This window comes from Sphaerospermopsis reniformis, from assembly GCF_005402885.1.
GTDB lineage: Bacteria > Cyanobacteriota > Cyanobacteriia > Cyanobacteriales > Nostocaceae > Sphaerospermopsis > Sphaerospermopsis kisseleviana.
In genome coordinates this window covers 1-11,072 of sequence record NZ_BJCE01000185.1, presented here as the reverse complement: position 1 = coordinate 11,072, position 11,072 = coordinate 1, and the positions used below count along the sequence as shown (strand labels likewise).

The window sequence follows — 11,072 nt, the reverse complement described above, 5'->3', positions numbered from 1 at the left end:
CACAACATCTACCTACTCCTTTTACTAATCTCCATCCCACATCGCGAACTCCCGTCTACCCATCCCCCACTACCTCATCCCTACTCCCTCTTCCCTCTTCCCTATTACCGATTCCCTATTCCCTATTCCCTATTCCCTATTCCCTATTCCCTATTCCCTATTCCCTATTCCCTCTTACACTGTCACCAGTCCCCAGTCACCAGTCACCAGTCACCTGCTGTAAAATAAAGCTGTTCCCAACTACAAAAATGTATGACTACTGCTATTAAAACCTCTCCTGACTTACCTTCCCGCTTAGTCAATGGCATTCTTTCAGTTAAGCCTTTATTTAACCTAGCTAAACACCAAGCCAGACAAATGATGATTAAACGGGCTGAGAAAATAGGTGTACCTTGGAATCAAGAAGTTGAAAAACTACAAGCAGCACGAGATTGGGCAAATGATTTAGCTCAAGTCCAAAATCCTCAAACTACCTATCCAGAATATTACTTACGTCCATTTCACGCTTATGATGGAGGGGATCTTAGCTGGAAGGCTGCTTTTGAGTTGGAAGTGGCTGCTCGTACTGTTCATGCCAGCATTTGGAAAGATGCAGGTGCTGAAGGTGATACTCAACTGCGTCAAAGTTATCACAATATTCTCAAAGCTCAACTTCCCCATCCACCACAAGATATTTTAGACTTGGGTTGTGCTGTGGGATTAAGTACCTTTGCTCTACAAGAACTTTACCCCCAAGCCAAAATCACAGGTTTAGATTTATCTCCCTATTTTTTAGCTGTTGCTAACTATCGTTCTCAACAACGTCAAAGTAATATTAACTGGGTTCATGCTCAAGCTGAATCTACAGGATTAGCAGATAATTCTGTTGATTTAGTTTCGATTTTTTTAATGTGTCATGAATTGCCCCAGTCAGCAACTAGAAAGATTTTTGCAGAAGCAAGACGGGTTTTGCGTCCAGGTGGGCATTTAACAATTATGGATATGAATCCCAAATCAGAAATTTACAAAAAAATGCCTACTTATGTTTTCACTTTGCTCAAAAGTACAGAACCTTATTTAGATGAATATTTCACTTTAGATATTGAGCAAGCTTTAGTTGAGGCTGGTTTTCAAAATTCAACTATTACTAATAACAGTCCTCGTCATCGGACTATTATTGCTCAAGTCATTAATTCAACAATGGAAAATTAACAATTGACAATTGACAATTACCTCCCCTTCCCTGGAAATGAGAGCATTAGGAAATAGGAAATTTTTTCTTTTTTCTCATAGAAAGGAGAGGTTTTAACCTTTAATGAAACAATTGTCAATTATCAATTATCAATTATCAATTGATAATGTGTGCATAATTTATCTCTTGTACTCTGGGCAATAATTCCACCGCTGCTGTTTTTGTGGTTTTACTATCGCCGAATTTCAGCGCCTCCTTTTCCCCTACAAATACTATGTTTTTTTGTAGTTGGTGCAATTTCTGGTTTTGTGGCTTTGGGGTTAGAATGGGCTATAGAAATTGCTGCTAATTCTGTTATGAACTGGGCAAAAATACAACGTTATTTTGTTGGTTTTGCCCTGCGGCAGTTGGTGGTTATTGGTCCAGTTGAAGAAGGTTGTAAGTTTGCTGCTGTTATTATTCCTATCTGTTATTTTCAACGCAGTTATAGGTTACGCACTAGTACGGTTTTTCTGTTTACGATAGCTGCTGCTTTGGGGTTTACTGCTGAGGAAAATTGGGTTTATTGGTTTCATGGTACTGCACCAATTTTAGAACGAATTATTAGCACTCCTGTACATTCTATGTTTGTTGCTCCTTGGGGGTATGCGTTAGGAAAATATATTTTTTCTAGCAGACGTTTAAATAAAGATAGAAGTTCAATTTTTACTGCTTGGTTAAATTCGGTTTTATTTCATGCTTTGGTAAATATTTTATCTAGAAGTTGGGTTTATCCCCCTCCCATTAGTTTTCTTGGTTATTGTTTATTTCCTTTTTTGTTATGGTTGTTTTGGCGACTAGAACAATTTTGGCGAAAATCTCAAGGTAAACGTCCTATTACTTTAATTTCTGGTAATACTTCTAAGCAGCGTTTTTGGCAAAGAAGTTTAATTTTGCTGATGTTGATTTTGGGTGGTAATGCTATTTTTGGCATTTTTATTTTGGTGAGAAAAGTTAGTCCTTTGCCAATAATAAGAATTTTTGATACTGAGATTTTCTTGTTTATATTTAGGGAAATTTTTATTAATTTTTGTTTGGGTTTTGTGGCTTGGTTGATTTATCTTTATTTACGCAATTTAGCCCGTCGTCGATATTTTTTTCAATGATGAAAAGTGAGAAGTCAGGAGCAGGATGCAGTATAAATATTCTGACTCCTGACTCCTGTACGGGCGAAGCATTCGAGTGACTAATTATCAATTTTTGTCCAAGGCTATTTTGCGAATGCTTCGCCCCTACTTAACTTAAACTGCTGCTAATTCTAGTTGTTTGACTGCTGCATTTACAGAAGTCTGATCTAAGTCAGCAGCGTAAATTTCACAGGAGTTATTAGGACTTTCTACGAGTTTGATTTTGTAAAGTTCTGCTCCTAGTTGTTGAATAGGCGATCGCAATGTATTACTAATATAAAATGCGATGTTTTCCGCAGTGGGTACAACTTGAGCAAAAAAGGAAACGTCTTTATTTAAGAAACCATGATCCATTGGTTCAATTACAGAATTTTTAATGATTTGATTTAAACCACCTAAATCAACTCCCATTCCTGTAACTGGATCAATTTCCCCTTTGACGGTGACTTCTAAATGATAATTATGTCCGTGTCCATTAATGCGAGCGCATTTACCGTAAATTTGTTTATTTTTTTCTAAACTCAAATCAGGATGTGCTAATCTATGGGCTGCACTAAAATCAGTAGCTACATTGAAAAATGTTTCTGATCCATTACCTTTGTATTCTACCCACAGTTGATCACTTTCAAATAATTTCACCTGGGATAATTTTACTCCCAATTTTTGAATTGGAGATTGCAGTAAATCACTAATGTAACGAGAGATATTTTCTGTGGTGGGAACTATTTGTGATTCAGCAAAATAAGGAATATCTTCATTAATGCAGGAGTGATCAAATAATTCTAAAACATGATCTTCAACTACTTTCTTTAAAGCACGAACATCTACAATCATTCCTGTACGTGAGTCCATTTCCCCTTCTACAGTCACTTCTAAATGATAGTTGTGTCCGTGGGTGCGGGTACATTTACCATATTTTTCTGCACTCAGGTTAGGCGCTAAACGATGGGCGGCGCTAAAATGACTTCTGATGGTTAAAGAGGCTTTTTTTCCTTCTCCTTGATATTCTGCCCACATCTGCGGATGTTCCAACAACTGCACCTTAACGATGGGTAAATGCGGTGTTAACCGTTCCCAGATCACTTTAGCAATATTTTCTGTGGTGGGGAGAGTTTGTTTAAATTCTGGCCACACATCATTCAGGTAAGAAAAATCTAGTTGACCGGTAGCTTCGTTTTTGATGGTGTGTTTTACATCAGACAGGTTTAACACCATTCCATACTCATCCAGTTCACCAGACATGGAGATAAATAATACATAGTTATGACCTTGACCGGGGAATTTCGAGAAAGGACCAAACTTTTCTAGGTTCTCGGTTTCACTCAATTCCGGCAACCAATACCGATGAGTAGCTGAAAACTGAGCGCGGCGATTTATGATACATTCCATGACTGCACTGGTAAAAATTTAATATTTCTTTATCTTTCACTGTATCCAGTGTAAACCAATTTGTGCTGTGGTGGTAAGTTGTTTGTTTACTGGTAACTCTTGAGTAGGTACTGGGGAAAGGATAAAGATATTAAAAAGACAAAGAAGGCTCAAAGATTAGAAATGAAGTATCTTTAATGTCAGAACCTGTATTACTTACCCTTAAAGTAGAAAGAACAGAAGATGGTAGGGCAAAAGTTATTGGCTTAACCAATCTTCCCAATAGTGCTAATCTGTTAATTTCTATGAACAATCCATCTCTGGGAAAAGGTTATCAAGATAAAGTATTGGTGAATGAAGGAACTTTCACATCCGTTTTGGGAGAAAAAGAAGGTCTTAGTAATGGAAAGTATAATATAAAAGTTACGTTTTCTCCACTGGCACAATCTGAAAAAGTCAAGGAAATTATTGGTCAAAGAGGAGAAAATTTAACTGGAGCAAATGTTTCAATTTCTGAATTGCTAAATATTAAGGTTGCAGAAGCTGAGACTAATTTTGTTGTTGGTAGTTCTCAAGACATCGCATCAACAGAAAAAGAATTTAAAAAACGTGCTTTGTTAATTCATAATAAATTACAAAATTTAATAACAGAAAGCAGAGAAATGAATAGCCTACGTCAGCGAACTGATCTAGAAGGTTTAGCAGAATGTGGAAGAAGGATGCGTAAACTGCAACCAAAAGTAGACAAGCTAGTTAAGGAGGCTGAAGCTTTACCTGAAAAGTATTTAGCTTTGCGTATAGCTGCCGTTGAAATGACTATAGGTGTAACTTGCCACGAAACAATGGCATCAGAGGCAACTAATCGCGCAGATAATAAGATTATGTCTGCCTATGAAAGTTTGAAATGAGGTTAAATTTATGAACAACCAAAAAATTCATCAAAATATACCTAACAAAGACATTGCCGAATATTTCAATTTCCTTTCTCCTGGAGACATTAGACTGAAAAATTCAAGAATAGGAATTGAAACAATTTTATATGAATATATTGATTGTGGACGTTCTCCAGAAGAAATCGCCCAAATATATCAATCAATTTCTTTAGAACAGGTATATGCAACAATTCTGTACTATTTACAAAACAAAGAAATTGTCAGCAATTATATGAAAACCTGGATAGAACATGGTCATAAAATGAGAGAACAACAAAGACTGAATCCCCCACCAGTATCAGAAAAACTCAGACAACTTAGAAAAGAGAGACAATTTTATATTGGTGACAAATAACCGCACTTCTATGCCAGTGCATTTATCTGATCATAAGCTGTTACACAGCTAAATTGTATAATCCTAATATTCTGAACTCTTGTTTAACAGGCAAGATGCCTGTTCCACTTATACAAATTAAATGCACAACAGCTTATTGCCATGAATCGTCACATACCAGGAATCTTTATTGTCAATCCTAATTTAAGTGTTGGTGAAAATATAGAAGAATTAATATTAGTTGCTTTAGCTTCAGAAGATGGTGAATATCAAGATCGGATAGTCTATTTACCATTACCATAAAATCTGAAAAATCATCAAACCTTCTGACTCCTTACTTCTTACCATTTTTCACCCCACAGATTCTTGCGCTTCACAATGTAACCGCGTTGCTATTCTAAACATTTCTTGACCCGTGTGCAAATAACGATCATCATAATTTAAAGGAAAATATCCCAACTCTTCCAAACCATCACCCACTTGATTTAAACTATAATAAAGATGTGCTGCTACTCTCGCTAAACTAGGAGGGTTTGGTAAAGAATGAAAGGTATTTTGAGCCTTTTTAAAATCATCCCGACAGTTATCTAAATATTCTTGAAATTGATCTATTAACTCATCATCAAAAGGATCTGCTGCTAAGTCTTCAATTTGCTGTTCTAAAGAATTAAGAATGCGACAAAGCACGCGGTTGATCGGTTGATAAACTACACGCAACCACTCTTCAACCTTTTCATCTGCATCTTTTCCAGATTGTTTTTTAGCCTTATGTTGTTTTTGAGCAGATGCAGTTCTTTCTTGACGATGAATATTTGATTTTTGGGCATCTTTTCTAATTTGTTCATCGTATTTTAGACGACTTTGAACATCACTCAAAACTTCATAAGCAGCATTAATTCTAATAATTTCCTCATGATTAGCTGTTTCCTGATTACTGTCAGGATGAAACATTTTCACCAAGCGGCGATATGCTTGTTTAATCTCCGCTTGGCTGGCATTAGCATCAACTTTCAGGGTTTTGTAATGGTTAGAATCTTCCATGATTTAATTATCAGTTATCAGTTATCAGTTATCAGTCATCAGTAATTAGTTATCAATAAATTTTATTATTAATCTGTTCACTGTTCACTGACTCCTGTACGGGCGAAGCATTGGGAAAATAGCCTTGGACACCAATTGATAATTGGTCGTCCGAATGCTTCGCCCCTACAACTCCTGACTCCTGAATTCTTAGTTTACCGTCTTAGCTTCTAAATCCTGAAACAAAGGTGTACTCAAATATCTTTCACCAAAACTTGGTTGAATCATGACTATTAAACGTCCTGCATTTTCTGGACGTTGGGCGACACGAATAGCAGCACATAAAGCAGCACCACTAGAAATTCCCGATAATAGTCCTTCTTCCCTAGCTAACCTGCGACTGAAAGCGATCGCCTCTTCATCAGTGACAGAAATTATCTCATCAATCAATTTTACATTCAAAACTTGGGGAACAAAACCCGCCCCAATACCCTGAATTTTATGGGGTCCTGGTTTACCACCAGATAACACAGGACTATTAGCAGGTTCAACAGCGATCGCCTGAAAACTAGGTTTCTTTGCCTTCAAAACTTCCGCCACACCAGTAATAGTACCACCAGTACCCACACCCGCCACAATCATATCTACCTGGCCATCGGTATCTTCCCAGATTTCCAAAGCTGTAGTTTCTCTATGTATTTTAGGATTAGCAGGATTGCGGAACTGTTGCAACATATATGAGTGTGGTGTGGTTTCCACAATTTCCTGCGCTCTGCGAATCGCTCCACTCATCCCCTCAATACCCGGTGTTAATTCCAATTCTGCCCCATACGCCCGCAACATTGCCCGACGTTCAGCACTCATGGTTTCCGGCATAGTCAAAATTAATTTATACCCCTTAGCCGCCGCTGTCATTGCCAAAGCAATACCCGTATTTCCCGATGTCGGTTCTACCAACACTGTCTTACTAGGAGTGATTAAACCTTCCCGTTCAGCATCATTAATCATACTCACACCGATTCTGTCTTTCACCGATGCCGATGGGTTCATACTTTCCAGTTTCAGCAAAATCTGTGCTACACAACCTTCTTCCTGGGGAATACGGTTTAACTGCACCAAGGGAGTCCGTCCAACCAATTCTGTAATATTTCGAGCAACCCGCATAATAACTTTTGATTCCTTTAGATGTAGTACATGATATCTAATTGCCTCCGTGAATCTCGCTGTTCACAAAGATCCTGAAGCGAATATTTTTCCAAGACTGCATTTGCAGCCTGACGCGCTTCTTGCCAAATTTCTTCTACAATGGCACTATCTACACTTTTGGGGTTATTATCATCTTCCCCTGTCTTGATATCCAACCCTTCTAAACATTCCAAAATATCAAAAACGCTGATTTTCCAAGGTTCTCGCGCTAACAGATAGCCACCTTTTGAACCACGTTGACTTTTAACTATACCCCCACGCCTCAAAGTAGCAAGTAGCTGTTCTAAATAGCGATCTGGTATGTCTTGTTGGGCAGCAATTTGTCGAATTTGCATCGGTTCGCCGCTTTCGTAATGAGTTGCCATTTCTAATAACGCCAGAATTGCGTATTCAGATTTACAGGATAGTTCCACAAGCAGCAGTTAAGAATAAAGGATCATTAATTATTCATAATTCATAACTTTTTCTAGTATACTCCGGTTTTACACTGGGGTTTGTACTTTTTTTGAGTATTCAGCTATCAGCCATCAGCAATCAGCTATAGCAGGTGACAGTGCTAAAAGCCTTTAATTGTCTAAGTTTTAGTTTTGGTTAATGTTCTCACCTTCTTCTCTAGAGCGTCGATTCAGCAATGCTAGGTAATCTGTTTTTATCTTGTAGGGGCGAAGCATTCAGGTGATAACCTATCGCTGAAGCCAGTTCATATTCTGTCCGAATGCTATACGCCCTTACGATTAATGAATCGGTTTTCTAGGTTTTTTCTGCCCAAAACAAAAAACCCGCCTCATGGCGGGCAAAACAGATTAAAAGATTGTTAGCAGACTACCAACTTTCTTAATCTAGAAAGTAAACGTTGTTCTGAGAGTTCCAATAAAGGCATCCTGGCTATTGCTGTTTTGTCCAACAGCTGGCAACCAAATTACACCAGGGGTGACAGAGATGTTATCAGAAACGCGATACTTGTAGAAACCTTCAACTTGGTAAGGCATATCACCAGTGTTAGGACCACCAGCATTATTAAAGGTATAGGGTTGAACGCCACCGAAAATACCTAATACGTTCCCTCTCTTACCAAAGTCAGGTAACGCTACCCCAACTCCATAACTCCAAGCTTCAAAATCATCATTTGCAGCAAAGCCTGTAATATCGTGGTAAGAAACGAAACCACTAATAGATAGTCTTTGGCTGGGTTTGAACGCTGCGGAAACACCGTAGGAGTTACTGGAAGAGCCGCTTGGTGAACGGAGAGTATTAGCTAGTGTTGTACCGACAACAGCACCTCCATCACGTCCTGCATCAAACAAGGTACTACCAGCACCATGATAACCATGTACATAGGTAGCAGCTAAAGCAAGACGATTACCAACATTGAAGTTTAACTGACCTAAAGCCGCATAGTTACCATCAAACAAACCTGCACCATTAGCAGGGTTTTCAGCGCCAGAAGTTGTGTTTCCAGAAGCCAAGTAACCTAAAGTTAATGAACTTGGTTTGAGAATGCCGCCGCCTTGTCCAAAGGGTACATTAACAGCAATACCTGAACCACCACCAATTCTATAGATGGGATTTTCCGAACTAAAGGTACTTAAAGCACCATTACCGCCATCTGTTTTATCGAAGAAGTAAGGGTTGTTAACTGCTGCATAATGGCTATGCTGACCACCAGTAGCTGCTATGTAGACCTGTGCAGGACCAATAGGAGCTTCATAAGTCAGTTTGTCAATCTCAACATTGTTATTACCAGTGCTACCAACTTCAAAGGTTTGGTTAGTTTCATCTGTGGTTCCAAAACCTTGGGCATTACCCGCAGTCAAACGGGTATTCAACATATCTCTACCAGTGAAGCTGCTTTGCAGGTTCAAACGAACTCTGTTCTGCAAAACAGTTTGTCCAGGAGGAGTAGCGCCGAAGGAATCAGTGACAGCAAAAATAGCTTCACCTTGTAATTTAGTAGTAGTAGAGAATTGATTCGCTTCTAACTCAGCAGTACGGGCTTCCAAAGTATCTACACGACCCCGTAAAGTTGCGAGTTCCGCAGAAAATTCTTCTTGCAGACGCTGTAAAGTCGCTAAATCCTGTTTTGTCACCAAATCAGCTGTTGCTGTGGCGATCAATTCGTTAACACGATCTAAACAAGCATTTAAACCAGCAGCAAATTCATAACGAGTTAAGGCCCGGTTGCCGCGATATGTACCATTGGGATAACCCGCAATACAGCCATATCTTTCTACCAAAGACTGCAATGCTTGGAATGCCCAATCAGTGGGCTGAACATCAGAAAACTGAGATACTGATGTAACTTGCGACTGTAAATTTTGACCTTCGTTGCTGTAGTTCTGAACCTGGGACAAAACCTGCGTTTTTGAAGCGACTGGAGCTAAAACTTCAGGCTGTTGGGAAACTTCTGTAGCGGCTTGAGTTTCCAGTGTTGATACTTCAGTGGTGGCATTTGCAGCGGCAACAGCTGTTCCTGAAACTAATAACGCTGCTCCTAAAACTGCTGGGCTAACCACCAGAGACTTCCACAAGAGATTAGACATCTTTACTTTTACTCCTCACACCGTTTATAGATGACTGTTTTTGTAGTACCTACTTATCCGAAATGCGATATCTTTTTGCGACCTGTGGATGAGGCATAGCTGCCACTACTACAATTTTAGTTTTTACAAAGTTAAAAAATGATTAACGAATCGTTAAAAAATCATGAAATTAACTTATGTAAAAGCATCTAAATCATAGTTTTATATTATAAAATATCTCAGCCTAATGATCAAGATAAAATTTATCAATTAAATACCGCGCAAATAAGCTGGTATCATATTCTCAATCACAACCAAGCAATTAACTATTTTCAACTCACACCACAGATATACAGGACAAAAACATAACAGCAGCTTTTGCCAAAAGTGTTTGCAACTGATTTAAACAATCACATCTGTTAGATTAAATTTCTTTGCTGTTGCCATTGGACAATTTCCTCTATTAGCAAAAACCTCTCTATATTGTGAGGATGTCCTGCCAAGTCTGAATGTTCCATGAAGCGCAGTTAAATTATTTTCAACAATTAATGGCGAATTCTGTAGCTTGTAAAAAAATACAGATATAGCGGAAGGCAAGAGGCAAGAGGCAAAAGTAAAACCCTTATTATTACTAGCTTTTAGCTTTTGAGAATGTCCTAACCAGCTTGTCTACTGCTATATGTTCGTGAAGAGAAAATTTACCGTTACTAGCCCCTAAAAAACTATCCGCCCTAAATTAAATCCGATGATCTAACTCAGGGCGGTCTAGCGGGTCTTCAGGTTGCAACCAGACTGCCGGAAGGAACTCCGACTTTTAGCCTAGCTACTTGAGCTAACTTAGTATCTCAGGATAACTAAATCTCAGGATAACTAAGGCTAACTTTTAGAGAACAGCCCCGGCGCACAGCCGGCTAACTGCAACCTGATGACCCATGCTTTTACTACTATCTATCATGGGCATCACCTCCTTGTTGCCTAAACGGTCTTAGTTTCAAAAAGGCAGAGCGCAAAACTCTGGGTTTTTAACCTGAAATTATCATAGCACAGAAAATTATTTTGGCAATAGTCAGGAGGTGACTGGTGACTGGTGACTGGTGATTGGTGATTGGTGACTGGTGATTGGTGACTGGTGACTGGTGACTGGTGACTGGTGACTGCTGACTGGTGACTGGTGAAGGGTGAAAAGCAAATGGTAAATTGTAAATAGTGATAGCTAAATAATAATGAATAAAGAGAAATTGAATAAGGAGTAATAATTAAATGTGAAATATAAATTGTAAGGGGGTGATCAAGAATAGCGAATGGAGAACAAGTGAGGGTGAGATGGTATGTCATGAGTAGTATGATGTACTGTGC

General features: G+C 38.7%; 10 protein-coding genes and 3 pseudogenes. 6 read left to right on the top strand and 7 right to left on the bottom strand.

The features are described from left to right. The 3 genes and pseudogenes from FFR48_RS29050 to FFR48_RS20450 form a co-directional block, all read left to right on the top strand. Nucleotides 1-228, top strand: a pseudogene (locus FFR48_RS29050) (hypothetical protein); the annotation flags it as partial. A 24-nt stretch (nucleotides 229-252) separates the two neighbouring features. Continuing rightward, nucleotides 253-1,191 carry a class I SAM-dependent methyltransferase gene (locus tag FFR48_RS20455; protein WP_137668645.1) on the top strand — a complete coding sequence of 313 codons (939 nt, stop codon included), beginning with the start codon at nucleotides 253-255 and terminating at the stop codon, nucleotides 1,189-1,191. A gap of 150 nt (nucleotides 1,192-1,341) precedes the next feature. Beyond that, complete coding sequence (locus tag FFR48_RS20450) at nucleotides 1,342-2,316, top strand: PrsW family intramembrane metalloprotease (RefSeq protein WP_096567728.1); 975 nt, start codon at nucleotides 1,342-1,344, stop codon at nucleotides 2,314-2,316. A gap of 135 nt (nucleotides 2,317-2,451) precedes the next feature. On the opposite strand, the pseudogene FFR48_RS30615 reads toward FFR48_RS20450, so the two are convergent. Together FFR48_RS30615 and FFR48_RS30610 are read right to left on the bottom strand one after the other, a co-directional pair. Beyond that, a pseudogene (locus tag FFR48_RS30615) lies at nucleotides 2,452-2,895 on the bottom strand (6-carboxytetrahydropterin synthase); the annotation flags it as partial. Between the two features lie 27 nt (nucleotides 2,896-2,922). Beyond that, nucleotides 2,923-3,726, bottom strand: a pseudogene (locus FFR48_RS30610) (6-pyruvoyl trahydropterin synthase family protein); the annotation flags it as partial. 176 nt (nucleotides 3,727-3,902) lie between these two features. On the opposite strand from FFR48_RS30610, the gene FFR48_RS20440 reads away from it, so the two are divergent. From FFR48_RS20440 to FFR48_RS20430, 3 genes are all read left to right on the top strand, one after another. Then, nucleotides 3,903-4,613, top strand: a complete 711-nt coding sequence (locus tag FFR48_RS20440) for a hypothetical protein (protein WP_137668643.1) — start codon at nucleotides 3,903-3,905, stop codon at nucleotides 4,611-4,613. Between the two features lie 10 nt (nucleotides 4,614-4,623). After that, nucleotides 4,624-4,992 carry a DUF433 domain-containing protein gene (locus tag FFR48_RS20435; RefSeq protein WP_137668642.1) on the top strand — a complete coding sequence of 123 codons (369 nt, stop codon included), beginning with the start codon at nucleotides 4,624-4,626 and terminating at the stop codon, nucleotides 4,990-4,992. 141 nt (nucleotides 4,993-5,133) lie between these two features. Next, on the top strand, nucleotides 5,134-5,274 hold the full coding sequence (locus FFR48_RS20430; protein ID WP_162501924.1) for a hypothetical protein: 141 nt from the start codon (nucleotides 5,134-5,136) through the stop codon (nucleotides 5,272-5,274). A 48-nt stretch (nucleotides 5,275-5,322) separates the two neighbouring features. On the opposite strand, the gene FFR48_RS20425 is transcribed toward FFR48_RS20430, so the two are convergent. From FFR48_RS20425 to FFR48_RS29565, 5 genes are all read right to left on the bottom strand, one after another. Then, a complete protein-coding gene (locus FFR48_RS20425) occupies nucleotides 5,323-6,012 on the bottom strand; it encodes a J domain-containing protein (RefSeq protein ID WP_137668641.1) in 690 nt (229 codons plus the stop codon). 189 nt (nucleotides 6,013-6,201) lie between these two features. After that, on the bottom strand, nucleotides 6,202-7,155 hold the full coding sequence (cysK, locus tag FFR48_RS20420; RefSeq protein WP_137668640.1) for a cysteine synthase A: 954 nt from the start codon (nucleotides 7,153-7,155) through the stop codon (nucleotides 6,202-6,204). Between the two features lie 17 nt (nucleotides 7,156-7,172). After that, complete coding sequence (locus tag FFR48_RS20415; protein WP_137668639.1) at nucleotides 7,173-7,610, bottom strand: RrF2 family transcriptional regulator; 438 nt, start codon at nucleotides 7,608-7,610, stop codon at nucleotides 7,173-7,175. A gap of 426 nt (nucleotides 7,611-8,036) precedes the next feature. Continuing rightward, on the bottom strand, nucleotides 8,037-9,737 hold the full coding sequence (locus FFR48_RS20410) for an iron uptake porin (protein WP_137668638.1): 1,701 nt from the start codon (nucleotides 9,735-9,737) through the stop codon (nucleotides 8,037-8,039). 954 nt (nucleotides 9,738-10,691) lie between these two features. Next, on the bottom strand, nucleotides 10,692-11,072 hold a 381-nt coding region (locus FFR48_RS29565), incomplete at its 5' end, for a hypothetical protein (protein ID WP_236104128.1).

What these genes read in the sequence shown, in the direction of transcription:
- FFR48_RS20410 (WP_137668638.1), bottom strand. Translation starts at nt 9,737, where the DNA reads ATGTCTAATCTCTTGTGGAAGTCTCTGGTGGTTAGCCCAGCAGTTTTA.
- FFR48_RS20435 (WP_137668642.1), top strand. Translation starts at nt 4,624, where the DNA reads ATGAACAACCAAAAAATTCATCAAAATATACCTAACAAAGACATTGCC.
- FFR48_RS20455 (WP_137668645.1), top strand. Translation starts at nt 253, where the DNA reads ATGACTACTGCTATTAAAACCTCTCCTGACTTACCTTCCCGCTTAGTC.
- FFR48_RS20440 (WP_137668643.1), top strand. Translation starts at nt 3,903, where the DNA reads ATGTCAGAACCTGTATTACTTACCCTTAAAGTAGAAAGAACAGAAGAT.
- FFR48_RS20430 (WP_162501924.1), top strand. Translation starts at nt 5,134, where the DNA reads ATGAATCGTCACATACCAGGAATCTTTATTGTCAATCCTAATTTAAGT.
- FFR48_RS20425 (WP_137668641.1), bottom strand. Translation starts at nt 6,012, where the DNA reads ATGGAAGATTCTAACCATTACAAAACCCTGAAAGTTGATGCTAATGCC.
- cysK (WP_137668640.1), bottom strand. Translation starts at nt 7,155, where the DNA reads ATGCGGGTTGCTCGAAATATTACAGAATTGGTTGGACGGACTCCCTTG.